The 16,905-nt window shown below is 67.9% G+C and carries 13 protein-coding genes and 4 pseudogenes; 9 read left to right on the top strand and 8 right to left on the bottom strand.

All coding sequences use genetic code 11. The features are described from left to right. Positions 1-388 precede the first annotated feature (388 nt). Positions 389-886, bottom strand: a complete 498-nt coding sequence (locus ACSYGO_RS07560) for a MarR family winged helix-turn-helix transcriptional regulator (RefSeq protein ID WP_460386256.1) — start codon at positions 884-886, stop codon at positions 389-391. Between the two features lie 276 nt (positions 887-1,162). Between ACSYGO_RS07560 and ACSYGO_RS07555 the strand changes: the two genes are divergently transcribed. The 3 genes and pseudogenes from ACSYGO_RS07555 (at position 1,163) to ACSYGO_RS07545 (ending at position 3,015) form a co-directional block, all read left to right on the top strand. Further along, positions 1,163-1,777 (top strand): LLM class flavin-dependent oxidoreductase, encoded by a 615-nt coding sequence (locus tag ACSYGO_RS07555; RefSeq protein WP_460386254.1) that lies wholly within the window; start codon positions 1,163-1,165, stop codon positions 1,775-1,777. A gap of 130 nt (positions 1,778-1,907) precedes the next feature. Then, a pseudogene (locus tag ACSYGO_RS07550) lies at positions 1,908-2,738 on the top strand (Tn3 family transposase); the annotation flags it as partial. A gap of 22 nt (positions 2,739-2,760) precedes the next feature. Then, positions 2,761-3,015, top strand: a complete 255-nt coding sequence (locus ACSYGO_RS07545; protein ID WP_460389683.1) for a Tn3 family transposase — start codon at positions 2,761-2,763, stop codon at positions 3,013-3,015. A gap of 10 nt (positions 3,016-3,025) precedes the next feature. Here ACSYGO_RS07545 and ACSYGO_RS07540 read toward each other — a convergent pair whose 3' ends face one another. The 4 genes and pseudogenes from ACSYGO_RS07540 to ACSYGO_RS07525 all read right to left on the bottom strand — a co-directional run bounded on the left by ACSYGO_RS07540 (position 3,026) and on the right by ACSYGO_RS07525 (position 5,919). Then, complete coding sequence (locus tag ACSYGO_RS07540; protein ID WP_460386252.1) at positions 3,026-3,814, bottom strand: SDR family oxidoreductase; 789 nt, start codon at positions 3,812-3,814, stop codon at positions 3,026-3,028. A gap of 88 nt (positions 3,815-3,902) precedes the next feature. After that, entirely contained in the window at positions 3,903-4,487 is a 585-nt protein-coding gene (locus ACSYGO_RS07535) for a TetR/AcrR family transcriptional regulator (protein ID WP_460386250.1), read from the bottom strand. Positions 4,488-4,583: 96 nt separating this feature from the next. Then, positions 4,584-4,844: an SDR family oxidoreductase gene (locus ACSYGO_RS07530; RefSeq protein ID WP_460386248.1), complete on the bottom strand. Its 261-nt coding sequence runs from the start codon at positions 4,842-4,844 to the stop codon at positions 4,584-4,586. 383 nt (positions 4,845-5,227) lie between these two features. Next, positions 5,228-5,919: pseudogene (locus ACSYGO_RS07525) on the bottom strand (SDR family NAD(P)-dependent oxidoreductase). Between the two features lie 715 nt (positions 5,920-6,634). On the opposite strand from ACSYGO_RS07525, the gene ACSYGO_RS07520 reads away from it, so the two are divergent. Next, on the top strand, positions 6,635-7,831 hold the full coding sequence (locus tag ACSYGO_RS07520; protein WP_460386247.1) for a cupin domain-containing protein: 1,197 nt from the start codon (positions 6,635-6,637) through the stop codon (positions 7,829-7,831). Between the two features lie 79 nt (positions 7,832-7,910). Here the strand turns inward: ACSYGO_RS07520 and ACSYGO_RS07515 are convergent, their stop codons facing one another. Further along, a complete protein-coding gene (locus ACSYGO_RS07515; RefSeq protein ID WP_460386246.1) occupies positions 7,911-8,057 on the bottom strand; it encodes a hypothetical protein in 147 nt (48 codons plus the stop codon). Between the two features lie 1,250 nt (positions 8,058-9,307). Between ACSYGO_RS07515 and ACSYGO_RS07510 the strand changes: the two are divergent. Further along, positions 9,308-9,946 (top strand): annotated as a pseudogene (locus ACSYGO_RS07510) (IS5 family transposase); the annotation flags it as partial. A 440-nt stretch (positions 9,947-10,386) separates the two neighbouring features. Here the strand turns inward: ACSYGO_RS07510 and ACSYGO_RS07505 are convergent. Together ACSYGO_RS07505 and ACSYGO_RS07500 are read right to left on the bottom strand one after the other, a co-directional pair. Next, positions 10,387-11,139, bottom strand: a pseudogene (locus ACSYGO_RS07505) (IS30 family transposase); the annotation flags it as partial. Between the two features lie 262 nt (positions 11,140-11,401). Continuing rightward, a complete protein-coding gene (locus ACSYGO_RS07500; RefSeq protein WP_460386245.1) occupies positions 11,402-12,253 on the bottom strand; it encodes a fumarylacetoacetate hydrolase family protein in 852 nt (283 codons plus the stop codon). 120 nt (positions 12,254-12,373) lie between these two features. Here ACSYGO_RS07500 and ACSYGO_RS07495 point away from each other — a divergent pair, with 120 nt between their 5' ends. The 4 genes from ACSYGO_RS07495 to ACSYGO_RS07480 all read left to right on the top strand — a co-directional run bounded on the left by ACSYGO_RS07495 (position 12,374) and on the right by ACSYGO_RS07480 (position 16,612). After that, complete coding sequence (locus ACSYGO_RS07495) at positions 12,374-13,150, top strand: GntR family transcriptional regulator (protein ID WP_460386244.1); 777 nt, start codon at positions 12,374-12,376, stop codon at positions 13,148-13,150. Between the two features lie 151 nt (positions 13,151-13,301). Continuing rightward, the gene (locus ACSYGO_RS07490; protein ID WP_460386243.1) at positions 13,302-15,596 is read left to right on the top strand and encodes an ATP-binding protein; all 2,295 of its coding nucleotides are present in this window, start codon (positions 13,302-13,304) and stop codon (positions 15,594-15,596) included. A gap of 227 nt (positions 15,597-15,823) precedes the next feature. Continuing rightward, positions 15,824-16,306: an aldehyde dehydrogenase family protein gene (locus ACSYGO_RS07485; protein WP_460386242.1), complete on the top strand. Its 483-nt coding sequence runs from the start codon at positions 15,824-15,826 to the stop codon at positions 16,304-16,306. A 75-nt stretch (positions 16,307-16,381) separates the two neighbouring features. Next, entirely contained in the window at positions 16,382-16,612 is a 231-nt protein-coding gene (locus tag ACSYGO_RS07480) for a hypothetical protein (RefSeq protein WP_460386241.1), read from the top strand. The last annotated feature ends 293 nt before the right edge of the window (positions 16,613-16,905 follow it).

The raw sequence follows: 16,905 nt of genomic DNA, 5'->3' as shown, positions 1-16,905 counted from the left end.
ACCCGGACCACGACGAACGTTCGGTGGTGGCGGTGGCTGGCTGCCGCCCGGCGTTCTGCCGCTCGACATGTACATCACCGGATTCCGGAGCACTGGTGGGTCTGGCCAGCGCCATCTCTGGGGTAATCGTCCTGGCTAGACTGGCCCTCACCGTCGCCCTCGTTCGGTTCTCCGGCTTCAGCCGGATGCGCAGCCAGCAGGCAGGCATGGGATGTCTGTGCTCTCCTACGCGCATTCCACCGACCCGCCTGCGGCACCCGCCGTACGATCTCCGGCCCGCAGCCGCCTGTGGCGGCTGCGCCGCCGCCAACGCACTCGGCGCCCCGGGCGGCTTCGTGTGCCCGAGTACTGGTTCATCGTCACCAGCCTGCGCACACGCAAGGGCTACTCAGGCGGTGGCCGAGGGATCGTCCGAGACCCCGGTGAGATTCGCCTCGATCCTGCTCAGCGCTCGCATCGTCTGCTTGTATTCCTCGCCGGAGAACCCGGCGGTGGTGATCGTCTCCAGCTCATGCCAGGCCTTCAGGACCCGGTCGCGCAGAGCCAGGCCAGCGCGGGTGGTGTTCACCACGACGGCTCGGCCGTCTTGAGGTGAGGGGCTACGGGTGACGAAACCGGACTGCTCAAGGCGCTGCAGCATCTTCGTCACGGTGGACGGATCCAGGCCCAACGTCTTGATCAGATCCGCCTGACGAAGTTCGCCCTGTTCCCAGAGCTGCATCATCAACAGCTCCTGCCCCGGATACAGGCCGGTCTCGCGCAGCAGGGTGCCCGCCGTGATCCGGTGCACACGGGCGGCGCGAAAGATGGCCTCGCTCATCGGAGCGCCGGCGACGGTCGGTACCGCGTCGTCTTTGCCCTGGACCGATTCGGACGCTGGCGGCATGGTCAGTGTTCCTCCTTGGAAGAGTGAATCGCTTGTCGTGGAATCATCTCACCCATACCAAATTGGTCGGCCAATACAATGATGGGCGGCGGTAATCCCTGGCCTGCGGAGTGAACTATGACCCTGCCCTTGCTTTCGGTGTGAACGTCGATCCGGTGTGTGTGGGAGGGTGATCAGCCCCTGCGATACGCCCTGCAGGCGGACCGTGAGGGTCTGGACCTCGTCGCCGTTTAGGATCATCCCTACCAGCAGGCGTTCTATGACACATGGACTCTGATGGCGTTCATGGCGGCCCGTACAGAACGCGTGACCTTTGTCCCCACCGTGGCCAACCTGCCGCTGCGGCCGCCGGTGATGCTCGCCAAAGCCGCGGCCAGCTACGACCTGCTGCCGGGCGGCCGTCTGCAGCTGGGCCTGGGCGCGAGGGCTTTCTGGGAGCCGATTGCGGCCATGGGCGCCCCGCGTCGGGGCAAGAAGGAGTCCGTCGATGCGCTGGTTGACGCCATCGACGTGATCCGGGCCATGTGGAGCGGTGCGCGGACGGCACGGGCGGGCGGTGAGTACTACCGCGTCGATGGCATCCACCCGGGACCCACACCCTCCGGTTCCCTGGATATCTGGCTGGGTGCATATGGGCCCCGCATGCTGGAGCTCACCGGCGCCAAGGCCGACGGGTGGATGCCCTCGCTGTTCTACCTCGGCCTGGACCGCCGTGGTGATGCGGTCGCCCGCGTCGACGACGCCGCCGCACGCGCCGGCCGGGATCCCGGCTCGATCCGCAAGGTTTACAACCTCAACGGCATCATCGAGCCGGCCTCAGGCGGCGACTTCCGTGGCCCGGTCGGGCAGTGGGTCGAGCAGATCACGCGGTGTGTCGTGATCACGGCATGAACGGGTTCGCTTAGGAACGGGCGGCGGGGTCGATCAAGTTCACCGGCCCGGAAGCCCAGGAGGAGCCGCGCAACCTGCGCGGATCAAGGCCGAGGTGGGACGCCGCTGGACCGCGGTGCCGCTCATCGACATGCTCAAGGAAGCGGTCCTGCGGACCGGCTGCCTGAGGTCGGTCACCTCGGTGGCGGGCAGCGGGAACCTGCCGGAGGAGGTGCTGGCCGAGCGGTTGATGCTCGAGATCCACGCGTACGGGACGAACACCGGGGTCCGGTCGGTGGCTGGCGGCGCGCACGGCCACAGCGAGGAGGAGATCCGCTACACCCGGCGTCGCTACCTCACCCTGGAGGCCGCCCGGCAGATCGCCGTCGAGATCGCCAACGCCACCTTCGCCGCCCGCGACACCGAGCTGTGGGGCGCCGGTTCGACCGCGGTCGCCTCGGACTCCACGCACTTCCGTTCCTGGGACCAGAACCTGTTCACCGAGTGGCACTCCCGCTACGGCGGCCGGGGTGTCCTGGTGTATTGGCACGTTGAGCGGGGTTCAGTGGTGGTTCACTCCCAGACACTGCGGGCGTCCGCGTCGGAGGTCGCGGCGATGGTCGAGGGCGCGATCCGGCACGGCACCACGATGAGCGTGGAGGGCAACTACGTTGACAGCCATGGCCAGTCGGAGATCGGGTTCGCAGTGACCAGGTTGCTGAACCTTGACCTGCTGCCGCGTATCAAGCAGATCAACCGGGTGAAGCTCTACCGGCCCATCGCCGGGGAGCCGGACGCGTACCCGAACCTGACCGCGGCTCTCACCCGGCCGATCCGCTGGGACTTCATCGACGCCAACTACGACCAGGTCATCAAGTACGCCACCGCTATCCGCACCGGTACCGCCTCCACCGAGGCGATCCTGTCCCGCTTCACTCGGTCCGCCTCCCACCCCGCCTGCCAGGCGATGCTGGAGATCGGCCGCGCTACGCGCTACCAAGACCATCTTCGGCGCCCGCTACCTGCGCGATCGCGCTCTTCAGCGGGAGATCGAGGAGGGCCTGAACGTGGTGGAGGCGTGGAACCGGGCGAACGCGGTGATCTACTACGGCAAGGGCGGGGAGATCTCCACCAACCGGCGCGAAGAGGTCGAGATGGCCGCACTGTGCCTGCGCATCCTCCAGGCGTCCCTCGAAGTCAGACTCGACCTCGGCTCCCGCTTGCAGATCGGCGGCACCGACCTGGGCAGCCTGGGCTGATCAGGCACGGTCAGGAGGTCTTGATGGTGCCGCCGTCGATCACGATGTCGGCACCAAGGATGTTGGTCGCGGCGTCGGAGACGAGGAAGGTGACGAGTGCGGCGACTTCCTCAGGTTCGGTGATCCGGGGAGAGGCCATCTGGAACTGCTGTGGGATCGCCGAGAGGAATTCGTCGTGCCCGAGTCCGTGGGCGGCGGCGACCTGGGCGCCGAAGCTGTTCGGGCCGCGCCACAGGGAGCTGCCGACCACTCCGGGGGAGACGGTGTTGACACGTACCCCTTGGGGGCCGAACTCCTCGCTCAGCCGCTTGGTCAGAGTGGTCAGGGCCGCCTTGGCCTCGCTGTAGCCGACCGGGCCGGTTGCGGGTACGCGAGAGTTGATCGAGGAGATGTTCACGATGGCGCCGCCGCGCTCGACCAGGCTTGGCAGTGCGGCACGGGTTGTCCAGACCGCGCTGAAGAGGTTGAGGTCCAACAGTCGGCGCCACTGGTCATCGTCGGCATCAAGGAAGCCGCCGAGACTGAGGTGCTCGACATCGCCGGCGCCGACGTTGTTCACCAGAATGTCGATGCCTCCCAATTTCGACATTGCCGCCGCGACGACCTTCTCGGCGCCCTCGCGAGTAGACAGGTCGGCAGACACCGACACCGCCGCGACCTTGTCCAGCTCCGGCGTCACGGTGCGGGCCGCGCCGAGCACGCACACCCCCTCCGCGGCGAGCGCTTCGGCGACCGCCAGGCCGATGCCGCGGCTGGCACCGGTGACGACGGCGGTCTTGTCGGAAAGCTGGAGATCCATGAGACACCTTTCTTGAACTACGGGTCCAAAACTGGAGCATGGCTTAGCCGCCCTTGGAATGCCCCTCGGGCAACGGGATCGGCGTTGATCAGGCTGAGTCGAGCACCGCCAGCGCGGTGTCGGCGATGCGGCACAGCGTCGCCGCGTCGTAGGCGCGGGCCATCACCCGCAGCCCGGCAAGCGTGTTCATCACGTACTCGGCGGTGGCGCGCGGGTCGAGGCCGGCGCGCACGTCGCCGTCCAGCACACCTTGCGCGATCCGCGCTTCCAGCGCGGCCATGGTCCGCTCCACGGCGCGGCGCACCGCGCGAGCGATTTCCGGGTCGTGGCCGGCCAGCTCGACAGCCGTGTTCACCGCCAGACAGCCGCGTCGAATCGGCTGGGCCAGGTCGGACTTCACGCTGTCGTAAAGGAATGCCTGGAGGCATTCGCGGGTGGTTCCGGGCCGCGCCAACAACTCGGCGGTGAACTCCGCACCGAGCCGGTTGTACCGCTCGAGTGCCCGCTCGAACAACTCGCGCTTGCTCCCAAACGCGTTGTACAGGCTCCCCTTTGCCACGCCGGTTGCCTCGGCTAGCGCCGCCGGCGAGGTGTTGGCGTACCCGAGCGTCCAGAACGCCTGCATCGCGCGCTCCACCACCACATCGGCGTCGAAGTTACGGGGGCGGGCCATGCGAGGACAGTAGCAGGTTCTCGACCTAGCGGTCTAAAACCCGCCAGGCGACGGTCAGGCCATCAACGGGGCAAGCAATAGTTGCGCCGTTGATGTTCATCTATCGACCGACTGATCAGCGCGAGCGGTCCCGTTTGGGGCTGATGACACGTTCGTTAACGGCACCCCGAAGGGGACGATGGGATAGATGCCCGCGTTGTGGACCAGGATGTCGACGTGTCCGAAGCGCTCGGTCACGGCCGCGGCGAACCCGGCCACACTGTCGGCTTCGGACACATCGCAGCGGGCGGAGAAGACCTCGCCGCCAACCCCGCGGATCAGCTTCTCGGTCTCGTCGGTCGGCCCGAGGCCGGCCACGGCGACGGTGTGTCCGTCGCACGCGAGCCAGAGAGCGTAACCCTGGCTTGCCTGCGGCGCCGCCCGTGACGACGGCGACTCTCCTGCGCTGAGTCTCGGTGGTGTCGGATGCCATGCCGATCTCCTTTGTATGGAGGTCTGTTGGGTGTCGACGAGTAGGACACCGTTGGTCGGCCTCGTCATGTGGCAGGTGCTCGTAGCGCGCCGTCTTGCCTGTCGGTCCCTCTGCGAGGCGGGTCACGATCAGACTGGAGATCAATGTCTGCTGGATCGCGTGGTGTTTGGCGTGGCCGGCGAGTAGCCGGAGCGGCTGCGGGAGTAGGGCCCGCGCCTCCGAACCAGAAGGAGTCGGCTGTGGATGCCCCTTGCAGGTGTCCTGCCTTCTACCTTGCTGGATGGTTGCGTCGCGGTCGGCCATCGAGGGGGATCGGTCGGTGGGCCAGATAGCCGCCGTCGACGTTGAGGACCGCTCCGGTGACCAGCCACGCCTCGTCGCTGCACAGCCAGGCCGCCGCGGCCGCGACCTCTTCCGGCTGCCCCGCCCGGCCGATGGGCTGCCGGGGCAGAACGGCGGCCACCGCGTCCGGCGGATTGGCCGCGGTCTTGGTCAGTCCGGCCACGCCGTGCTCGCTGGCTACATATGCCGCCTGGGTCGGCATACCGGTGTGGGCCCAGATCGAGGCGGTGTTGACGATCGCGCCGCCGCCAGCCTCGAGCACCGGGGGAATCTGGTCATGCGTGCACAGGAACACGCCGAGGAGGTTCACGTTCACCACCCGGGTGAAGTCCGCCTCCGGCAGCTCCCCGGCGAGTGCCACGGCGAACGTGCCGGCGTTGTTGTGCGCGAAGTGCAATCTGTCGTACGTCGCGTCGATCGCGTCCACTGCCTTCCGGACCTCGCGCCGGCTGCCACGTCGGTATGCAGGAAGAGGGCCTTTCCGCCGGAGACTTCGATGAGCGACACGGTCTCCTCACCGCCCTTGGCGTTGGCGTCACACACACCCACCGCTGCCCCGCGGGCCGCGAACGCAAGAGCCGAGCCCCTCCCGATCCCCGATCCGGCGCCGGTGACCATCACGACGAGCCCGGCGAACTGCTCGGATCGGTCGATCGCCCAGCGGTTGCACCACTCGTGCCACATGCCAGAGAGCGCCGCGCGCAGGTTCTCCAGCACTTCACACATCGCAGTGTGGCCGATCGTGGGCGGGTTGTTGCCGAAGATCAGTTCCCCGTCGGGGGCGAAGCGATCGAGGACGCGCTCGGTGAGCTGGGCGTCGGCGTAGAAGGAATCGGTCCATTCCTTTCGTTCGCACTCAGCGAGGGGGAACCTCAGGAGGGAATGACCGGATAGGTCAGGCGGCGTCCGTGGCGATGTGGCGCATGGCATCGAGGGTGGCGTTCAAGGCCTGGGCGTAGGGACCTGTCATGTCAAGTGAAACAGTGCCTAAACACGCGCTCCCGCGGGCCGTCGATGGCCCCCTTGGTCACACCGTGAGGCCTCGCCTCTTCCATGACGTGCCGGTGATTGCCGTCGCAGGTGTCACGTTCCCGGACAACTGATCCACGCCTCCACCGGATCACCAGTAACTGTATACAGATCATTACGGTCGAGCGGATTCCACCACGCGGGCGTGATCCGGTGAGGCTTGGAGCGGCTCTTAAATGCACTGCTAGACGCGGTCAATGGCCAGGGTGGGCCGAAGGTTCGGATCTGCAGCGATTGACCTAGAGTGCCAATCTTGCATACAGTTGCACGAGATAGTTGGCCAACCAATGGAGGCGAGCCGGCCGTGGCAAGTGATACCGAACGTGATGCCCTGAGTGCGAGCGATGTCGTCGATACCGCCGAGGTGGCGTTCGACGAGCTCTGCGGGGCGCTGGCCGCTCGAGACCTCAAGGGTCTGTGGAGCAGGCCGCCGCTGCAGCCTGAGCCGAGGCCGATGACACGGGCCCACCTGTGGCGCTGGGACACGGTCGCACCGCTGGCGAAACAGGCGGGTCAGGTGCTGGACCTCCAGGGCGGCGACGGTCAGCGGCGGGCGCTGCAGTTCTGCAACCCGGGCCTGAAGGCGGGCACCACCGAGGCGCTGTTCGGGGCGTACCAGTACCTGGAGGCGGGCGAGACGGCACCGGCCCACCGGCATTCACCGGCGGCGATCCGCTTCATGATGACCGGCTCGAGTGTCTACACCACGGTCGACGGGGACGCCTGCTGGATGGAGCCCGGTGACCTCGTGCTCACGCCGAACTGGGCCTGGCACGACCACACCAACAAGAGCGACCAGCCCGCGGTCTGGCTGGACGTGATCGACGTGGTGCTGGTCGCGACCCTGGAGTCGGTGTTCTTCGAGGACCACCCGGTCGGCATGCAGGAGCTGATCGGTCACGGCGTCTCGGAGCAGATGTTCGTAGGCCCGGGCCTGCAGGACGCCTCGGCGCTCGCCAGCACCAAGCCGTACTCACCGCTGCTGCGCTACCCCTATGTCCAGGCCGACGCCGCGCTTGAGGCATTGCACGACCTGAACGGCGGCCAGAGCGTGACACTGGAGTACAAGAATCCCGTCACCGGCGGCCCCGCCATCCCGACGATCACCTGTCAGATGACCCGCATCTACCCCGGCGGGCCGACTCCGCCGCGCCGCCAGACCGGCGGCCGGATCCACACGGTGTTCCGCGGCCGCGGACGCTCGGTGATTGGCGGGATGGAGTTCGAGTGGGGTCCCGGGGACGTCTTCGTCGTCCCGTCCTGGGTCCCTGTGGAACACGAGGTGACCGAGACGGCGGATGTGTTCATCGGCAGCGACCAGGCCGTGCTGGAGGCCCTGCACCTCTACCGCGAGGAGGAGCTGTCCGAGCGGCAGGAGGTGACGGGCGTGTTCACGCCGAACACGGGAGCAAACGCTCCTGGCACAGGCCCCTCCGACGGCGAACCGCCACTACGGGTCGGCGCCTTGGCCGAGCGGCGCCTGGAAGGAACCAAGCGATGAAGGTGGCGATCGCCGGCTGCGGGATCGGCGGACTGACCACCGCGCTGATGCACCACGGAGCTGGCATCCACGTGACCGTCTACGAGGCGGTGCCCGATCCGTGGCCGTTCGGCGTCGGCATCACCCTGCTGCCGCACGCCGTCAGCGACTGCGACGACTCGGCAACCTCGAGGACCTGCTCCTCCTCGGAGTCGCGACGCAGGAACTCGTTTACGCCAACCGGCACGGTCAGTTCGTGTGGCGCGAGCGCCGGGGGCTCTCGGCTGGCTACACCGTGCCGCAGATCTCGATCCACCACGACAAGCTGCAGATGGCCCTACTGGAGATCACGCGACAGCGCCTGGGCGAGGACGCCGTGAGGACGGGCCGCAAGGTCACCGGGTTCGTGCCCGACAACGGAGGCCCGGTCCGGTTCCATCTGGAATCCGCACAGGGGCTGCCGGGCGCCCCGGACACCTGGAGGACTTCCTCCCCGAGTTCGCCTCGTGGTCCTTCCTCTGGCTTGACGTGGTGGAGCTGATGCGCGGCGCGGAGGGCACCTACGTGTTCCCCATGATCGACCGGGGGTTCGCTGCCCTTCTGGACGTCGGGTCGCACGACCCTGGCCATGTACCCGGTTGGGTCGAACGGCGTCCCCCAGGGCGAGCCGGAAGGCGACGCTGCGGCCGTAGGCCGGCATCGGCCACGACCACCGGCACCGTCAGCCCCTGCCCGACCAGCCGGGGTCGAAGGCAAGGCAGAGTCCGCCCTGGTTCGGCCGTAGACTCGGCAACTGCCTCTGGCGTGGGGCGCCAATTAGGAAGGACGCGTTGTTCGTGTTCCAGGAAGCCCCGATATACCGACAGCTCATCACGGAGCGTGGTGACATTCCGGCGCAGGTGCGTGATGAGGCCGACCGGATTCGTAGGGATCTTCTGCGGGTCTTGCCGCCACTGCAGGGTCCTGCTTCCCCTGTGGCCGAGGCGTCTGGCCGGACGAACTGGTAAGTCTAAGAGGTCGTTTTCAGCTAGTTTGCGTTGCATCACGCGTCACAGGTAGGTACTCGCGCCTCTCACGCATCGAGTTCCTTGCGCAGGGCGGTGGAGGTAGCCGCCGATATCGACTCCCTTTGGAATGAGACAGGCTTAATGAGATGAGACGGGCGGTATGGGCTTCCCTCGCAACCCGTCCGTCGCGTCAACCTCTGAAGCCCACCAAGACCTGCTCCGCCACAAGGACTTGTCGGGATGAAACAGGCTCTGCCGATGAAAACGACCTCTAAGAGAGCGTTTTGTTCAGGCGAGGTTGTTTGGTGGCACTTCATCGGGACGGGTTGAGAAGGCTGCTGGGGCAGGGGTGTTCCATGTGGCGGATGGGGCACATGTCACCCTTCGGTCGCCCGTTTCCGGGGGTTCGCTCCTGTCTGATCCCAGGGCGCCCCCGCTTGGCCCCGTTTGCGCCCTGCAGGGACGGGCTGCCCGACGGTACTACCGAAACATGACGCGACAACGCCCGTATCCCAGCGACCTCTCCGAAGCACGCTGGGAACTGATAGGGCCCACACTCACCGCCTGGCGAGCCGAGCGCAGGAGCAAGGGGCTCGACATCGGCCGACAACCCGAGCACGACCTGCGCCGCATCATGGACGCCATCCTCTACGCCGACCGCACCGGCATTGCCTGGCGCTACCTGCCACATGACTTGCCGCCGTGGGGGACGGTCTACGGCTACTTCGCCGCCTGGCAGAAAGAGGGCGTCTTTGACCAACTCAACGGTCTGCTGCGCCGACTGGTACGAGAGGCCGAAGGCCGCGACGGCGAGCCAAGTGCCTGCGTACTGGACGCGCAGAGCGTGAAGACCTCCGCCAATGTGCCCGCGGCCGGACAAGGCATCGACGCCGGCAAGAAAATTGCAGGCCGCAAACGCCACATCGGGGTCGATACTCTCGGCCTGCTGCTGGCGGCCTGGGTCACCGCGGCGAGCGTTTCCGACAACGTCGGCGGCATGCACCTGATGTCCCACATCGCCGCCACTCATCCCCGCGTGACCAAGGCATGGGCCGACACCGGCTACCGCACCAAAGCCATCGACCACGGCGCCCGCCTCGGCATCGACGTCGAAGTCGTCCAACGCGACCAATGATCGACCTCATAAAGCCGCCGACTTACCCGAGAATCCACCCCCCAACTGGCGCGACACCTGAACCTCGAACCAAACAACCTCGCCGGGACAAAACGCTCTTTTAGAGGTCGTTTTCATCGACAGAGCCTGTTTCATCCCGACAAGTCCTTGTGGCGGAGCAGGTCTTGGTGGGCTTCAGGGGTTGACGCGACGGACGGGTTGCGAGGGAAGCCCATACCGCCCGTCTCATCTCATTAAGCCTGTCTCATTCCAAAGGGAGTCGATATCGGCGGCTACCTCCACCGCCCTGCGCAAGGAACTCGATGCGTGAGAGGCGCGAGTACCTACCTGTGACGCGTGATGCAACGCAAACTAGCTGAAAACGACCTCTAAGAGCAGGAGCGTCTGTCGGCCACCGCCGCCGTCGTCGCGGCCAATCGCAACCAGAGAGCGGCTGCTTCGGCAGGCCGTTCGCTGATCATCACCATGGGGTGGGAGAAGCACGGCTGACGCTTGGCGGCGTGGCGGTGCGGGCGGCGCATGACACGGCCGGTTTGCAGGGCGCGGGTCAGTTCGCGACGCAGTTCACCGCGGCCTTGGACATAGAGAGCCTGATAGACGGTCTCGTGGGTCACGTGCATCTCCGGCCGGACGGCAAGGCGTCTGCGCAGAGCTTGACAGACCTGCTCCGGGCTCCATCTCAGAGCAAGGTGGTCCTGGATGAAGTCCCGCAGTTCCGGGTTCTGGCCGATCTTGCCGTGCTTGGGGCGCGGCCGGCGGGCGTCCGCGCGGGCCTGGGCGGCATAAGGCCGGTAGTGGCCGTTGGCGGGATGCCGGTTGCGGCGTATCTCCCGGCTGATCGTCGACGGGCTGCGGCCGAGTTCGGCCGCGATGGCCCGGATGGTGGCCTTCTCTCGCAGCCGGTCGGCGATGTGGATGCGGTCGGCCTCGCCCAGGTAGAGCGAGGCAGTCGGAGTTGCTTCGACGAGCGGCGGCACCACCGCATTGATTGGTGGTGCCGCCTTGTTCCTGCCCGCGGCGCCGCGCCCGTTCCGCCATCGTTTGCCCGTCCGGACGTTGATGCCGATGCCCGCGGCGGCCTCTAAGTAGCCCATTCCTTGATCCACGAGGCGGAAGTATGCCTCCCGCTCCTGGACCAGCTTTCTGGGTCCCTGTGGCCTCCGGTCCTCCCGGATCTTGAAGTCCATTGCCACCCCTGAACTGGGGTGTTGCAACGACCACTAGAACCTAGGCCTCAGGCGGGGCCCTCCGGACGGACCGCGCGGTCCACGAGTCGCTGGGTGCGGGCCGAGGCCGCCGCCGTGGAGATGGTTCACGGACTGTTGCGCGGATGCGTGTAGAGGTGCAGCGGGCCGCGGGGCCAGCCTGGCAGATTGCCACTGGGCTGGCCCCGCGGCCCGTCGTCGAAGACCGGTGAGTTGCCTGACGTGCTTCGGGAGCCGGTCGTCGTCAGCTGGCCGCCGACGTGACCGGGATGGTCAGCGTGGGAAGGTCCGAGACCGTCAGCGAGAGTTCGTCGCCCGCCGTCACCGGGCCCACCCCGTCCGGCGTGCCGCTGGCGATGATGTCGCCGGGCTCCAGGGTCATCGCGGCGGAGTACACCTCGATCAGGCGCGGCACGTCGTAGATCAGGTCGGCGACCCGCCCTGACTGCCGGACGTTCCCGTTGAGGCGGAGCTCGATCTCCAGCATCGACGGGTCCGGGATCTCGTCCGCGGTGACGATCGCCGGCCCCAGCGGCGTGAACGTGTCGAAGCTCTTCCGGTACGGCCGGTCCTCCTGGCCGCGCAGGGTGACGTCCAACAGGGGCACGTAGCCGAAGACGTAGGACAGCGCGTCCGCGCGCGAGACGCGCCGCGCGCGCCGGCCGATGACCACGCCCAGTTCGCCCTCGTAGTCGACGCGGCGTCCCGGGGCCGGGTGCTCGATTGCACCGTCCGGGCCGACGATGGAGGAGGGAGCCTTCAGGAAGCCGATGTACGTCTCGATCGTCCCCGCCACACCGCCGGTGAACGCCCCGGTCGCGATCATCTCGTCCCGATGGGGGCCGTGGTTGACCGGAGCGGCCACGATCTTGGTCGGGCGCGGTTGCGGTGCCCGGAAGACGGCGCGGGAGCGCGGGATGCCTGTGGTGGCGCAGGCGGCCCGGAGTTCGGGCGCCAGCTTCTCCCAGTTCTCGATCAGCGCGTTCATGCGGTCGGTGGGGCGGATCGAGCTGTCGAGGACGCTCGTCACGTCCACGATCGTGCCTTCACGGCCCCAGACGCCCAGCCGGTAGTCGTCGAACAGACTCAGCTTCATCGTGCTCCGCTCACCCATGTCGGTCCGGATCGCATCCACGGTTGCATACAGTTCACGGCAACTATCGTGGAGTTTCCAGTTAAGTTCCTGTCAGAGTGGCGTTACTGTATACTCTTCAGAGTGACTGAGGAAACCCCTAATGATGGTGCGGCCGTGGGTACATGGCTCGACGGTCTCGTTCCTCTCCCGCGTGAGGCGGGGGATCATGCCGCCAACGCCGCGCACGCTTATTTGCGCTCGCTGGTGCTGAACGGGGCCATTCCGCCGTGTGCCGAGCTCAATCAGGTGGAGCTGGCGGAGCGGCTGGGGATCAGCCGCACTCCGGTGCGTGAGGCAGTGCGTATGCTCCAGGAGGAGGGGCTGGTTGAGGCCGAGCCGTACAAGCGGGCGCGGGTTATCGGCTTTGAGGCGGCCCAATTCGAGTACGTCTATGTGCAGCGGATCATGCTGGAGGGGCTGGCTGTCCGGCTGACGGTGCGGTCGATGAGCGGCGAGGACCGGGGGGTCGTGCACCATTTGGCCGCCGAACTGGCCCGTAGGTCCCACGAGGCGGGGCAGACGCCGGAGTGGAACGAGATCCACAACCGCTTCCATCTGGCCCTGGTGGCCGGCGCCGGGCCGCAGTTGCTGCGCAGCATTGAGACCAACATGCAGCGCTCCGAGCGCTACCGCCTGCAGTACCACTACCGCGGCCCGCGCGCGTCGCTCCGCCACCTCGGCGAGCACGAGCGCATCGCGAAGCTCTGTCAGGCGGGCGACGCGGCGGGTGCGGCAGACGAGTTCGCCGCCCATCTGGCGCGGACCGCGCTGTCGATGATCGGTGAGCTGGCCCCGCACTATGACCCGGCCGCGGTGCGCGAGGCGCTGGCGCTGTTCCACACGCCGGGTCTCACCTGACCACGAACGCGTACGCGGCGTGCTCACCCGACGGCATGGGGACGGCCGGCTGGTGGGCCCGCAGCGGCATGGTCTGAGTGTGTGGACCATTATGGATGCCGTTGAGCGATTGGATCTGAGCCGCATGGTCAACCGAACATCCCTTGGCGGCGTGGGTAACCTGCCCGCCGGGGTCACCAGCTTTGTCGGCCGGGGCCAGGAGATCGGCGAGGTCCGCAGACTCCTCGGCGCCGCCCGACTGGTGACATTGACCGGGGTGGGCGGGGTCGGCAAGACACGGCTGGCCATCGAGACCGGCACCGAGGTGCACACGGCGTTCGCGGACGGGGTCTGGTTGGCCGACCTCGCCCCGGTGCGGCAGCCGGAGCTGGTCGCGCAGGCCGTGGTGAGCGCGCTGGGGATTCCCGACCAGTCCACCAAACCGCCGGTCGAGCAGCTCATCGACCACCTGGCCCGGCGCCAGGCCCTGATCGTGCTGGACAACTGCGAGCATCTGGCCGAGGCCTGCGGCGTCCTCGCCGACCAGCTGCTGCGCGGCTGCGCCCGGGTGCGGGTGCTGGCCACCAGCCGGCAGGTGCTGGGCATCGCCGGAGAACACGTCTACCAGGTGCCGCCGCTGTCGGTTCCCGACCCGGACGCCCCGCCCCCGGCGGACGTGCTCGACCGGTACGAGTCGGTGCACCTGTTGGTGGACCGGGCGACAGCCATCAAGCCCGGCTTCGCTGTGTCCGACGCCAACCGGGCGGAAGTGGCCCGGCTGTGCGCCCGCCTGGACGGCATCCCGCTGGCCATCGAGCTGGCCGCGTCCCGGCTGCGCTCGCTGCCGCTGGGCGAGGTCGTCGACCGGCTGGAGGACCGCTTCGCGCTGCTGACCGGAGGCAGCCCAGCCGCACTGCCCCGCCAGCGCACCCTGCGCGCGCTGATCGACTGGAGTCATGAGCTGTGCTCGGCGGAGGAACGGCTGCTGTGGGCGCGGCTTTCGGTGTTCGCGGGCGGCTTCGACCTCGCGGCCGCCGAAGGGGTGTGCGCCGACGACCGGCTGCCGCGCACGCGGATCGTGGACCTGGTCGACCACCTGGTCGCGCAGTCGGTTGTGCACACCGTGGAGCGCGAGGGACGGGTGCGCTACCGGATGCTCGAGACGATCCGCGAGTACGGCTGGGAACGGCTGGCGGCCTCCGACGAGCACACCGCGCTGCGCACCCGTCACCAGGAGTTCTTCGGCGAGATGGCCGAGCGAATCGCGGCCACCTGGTACGGGCCCGGCCAGGAGGAGGCGCTGGCCCGGTTCCGCGCCGACCACGGCAACCTGGCGGCCGCACTGGACTGGTCCATCAGCACCGGCCAGGCACAACAAGCCCTGAGCCTGGTCGCGGCGCTGCGCTATCACTGGTGCGCCGACGGGTTCCTGAGCGAAGGCCGCCGCTGGCTCGACCGCGCCCTCGACCTACCCGGACCACCACCACCCGAACGGCCCACGGCCCTGTGGGCGGTCGGCTGGGTCATGCTGCAGCAGGGCGACTGCGACGGCGCCGAGGCCCGGCTGGCAGAGTGCGAGAAACTCGCCACGGAACTCGGCGACGAGGTGGCGCTGTATATGACGTTGAGCCTGCGGGGTACGGCCGCGCTATTCCGCGGCCAGCTGCCCGAGGCGCTCGACCACTTCGAGGCCGCGTTGGCCGGCCTCACTGCGACAGGGCACACCGGCGGCATCGTTTTCACGGATTTCCAGGCTGCTATCGCGCACGCCCACGCCAGCGACGATCGGGCGGCGGAAACGGGCGAGCGGGCGATCGCGATCAGTGAGCAGCTCGGCGAGCGGTGGAGCCGCTCGTACGCACTGTACGCCCTGGGACTGTACGCCTGGGCGCACGAAGAGCTCGACTCGGCGACCGCCCTCGCCCGTGCGGGACTGGAGATTCAGCGCGGCTTCAACGACCATGTCGGCACCGCAGTGATGATCGAACTGCTGGCGTGGATCGCCGCCTCCAAGAAGGAGTACGTCCATGCCGCCCGGCTGCTCGGCGCGATCCGTTCGATGTGGCGCGCGACCGGCACGTCGCTGTCCGCCTTCGGACCGCATCTGAGCGACCATCACACCCGCTGCGAGCGCCAGGTGCTGCGGGCGCTGCGTGCCGACCGCTGGGAGGCCGCGCTTGGTGAGGGCGGCCGGATGGATCACGACCGGGCCATCGCCTACGCGCTCGACGGTCCCACCGCTGTGCGGCCCGCCGTGGCACCTGCTGCCGCGGACAACGTGCTCACGCGGCGCGAGCGCGAGGTGGCCGCGCTCGTGACGGAGGGCCTGAGCAACCGCCAGATCGCCGAGTCGCTCGTGCTGTCGCCGCGCACCGTCGAGGGGCATGTCGAGCGCATCCTGGCCAAGCTCGGGTTCAGCTCGCGCGCCCAGGTGGCCGCCTGGATGGCCACTTCCGGCGGCAGATAGGACCTACGGGTATCGGAAAGGGGGTGGCTCTACCCGTGTCCCGGCCCTCGTCCCGGGGTGAGGCTCAGCGCACACCAGGACGAGGAGGTCTCTGTGGCAACGATGAAGCAGGCGCGGCCGAGCGTCGAGGTGGCTCCGGACGGCCTGTTCATCGGCGGGCAGTGGGAACCGGCGGCCGCCGAGGCAACCAGGGATCTGCTGGAACCAGCGACCGGCGAGGCCCCACGATGGCGGACGAGGCCGACGCCGCACGGGCGGCCGACGCTGCGCACCGGCCCTTCGAGCAGGGGCCCTGGCCGCGGATGAACCCGCGCGAGCGCGGCCAGGTCCTGATGCGCGCGGCCGAGCTGCTGCGCGAGTGGGTGGAGGAGTTCGCCGAGCTGGAGGCATTCAACGTCGGCAAGCCCCCTGCGGCAGCCCTCGCCACCTGCATTGCTTCGCGCACCGGTCGACGTGCTCGCCGTGATCGCCCCGTTCCGTCTTCCGCTCGTCCTGCCCAGCAAAAAGATCGCCCCCGCGTCGGCCGTCAACACAATCATGCACACGCCGGCCGCACGATCGCCCCCAACACGAACGCACGCACCGTCCGGCGACGAGCTGACGTCGTGAGGTTGCTCGAGGAGTCTGTCACTGCGCCGCCCCGGCGGCCGGGCGCGGCATGTTCACCCTTCATCCCCCTGAAACCTCGCACGAACAAGGGAATCGAATGAGCAAGGAACCCTCGCCCCTCGACGGTCTTGGTTTCGATCCGGTCGCGATCCGTCGCAAGTATTGGGAGGAGGCCGATGAACGGCGGCCCGCAGAGCGGGCGCCCCCGTCAGCTCGTCGCGTCGAGCGACGCCGTATCCGCCGCAGATCCCTACGCCGAGCCGCTCGACCGTGCGCCGCTGGTCGACGAGGTCGACATCGTCGTCGGCGGCTTCACCGGACCGATCGCCGGCGCAGAACTGCGCAAGGCGGGCGTGCCGCAGGTGCGTGTGATCGAGAAGGCGGGTGGGTTCGGCGGCGTCTGGTAATGGAACCGCTATCCGGGATCCGCTGCGACGTCGACGCCACCATCTACATGCCTCTGCTTGAGGACCATGGCTAGGTCCTTACTCGCAATTGATTGGCCGGGCTGGCACAGCAACATCCAACTGCGCCGCCGCGTGGAGCCGTCGCTGGCTCACTTCCAGGAGCCAGAGCCGCGACGCTTCTCCCGCGAGCGGCCGATCCTTGGCAGACGTTGTGAGCCTCGCGGCAAGAACTCCCGGGAGACTGCCAGTCAGCAGAGCGCCAACGCGGTGGCGCCGACCGCAGTACTGACACT

Source organism: Streptomyces krungchingensis (assembly GCF_054729265.1).
This window is presented reverse-complemented; position numbering and strand designations above follow the sequence as displayed.

What these genes read in the sequence shown, in the direction of transcription:
- ACSYGO_RS07560 (WP_460386256.1), bottom strand. Translation starts at nt 886, where the DNA reads ATGCCGCCAGCGTCCGAATCGGTCCAGGGCAAAGACGACGCGGTACCG.
- ACSYGO_RS07555 (WP_460386254.1), top strand. Translation starts at nt 1,163, where the DNA reads ATGGCGTTCATGGCGGCCCGTACAGAACGCGTGACCTTTGTCCCCACC.
- ACSYGO_RS07540 (WP_460386252.1), bottom strand. Translation starts at nt 3,814, where the DNA reads ATGGATCTCCAGCTTTCCGACAAGACCGCCGTCGTCACCGGTGCCAGC.
- ACSYGO_RS07535 (WP_460386250.1), bottom strand. Translation starts at nt 4,487, where the DNA reads ATGGCCCGCCCCCGTAACTTCGACGCCGATGTGGTGGTGGAGCGCGCG.
- ACSYGO_RS07500 (WP_460386245.1), bottom strand. Translation starts at nt 12,253, where the DNA reads ATGAAGCTGAGTCTGTTCGACGACTACCGGCTGGGCGTCTGGGGCCGT.
- ACSYGO_RS07485 (WP_460386242.1), top strand. Translation starts at nt 15,824, where the DNA reads ATGGCGGACGAGGCCGACGCCGCACGGGCGGCCGACGCTGCGCACCGG.
- ACSYGO_RS07480 (WP_460386241.1), top strand. Translation starts at nt 16,382, where the DNA reads ATGAACGGCGGCCCGCAGAGCGGGCGCCCCCGTCAGCTCGTCGCGTCG.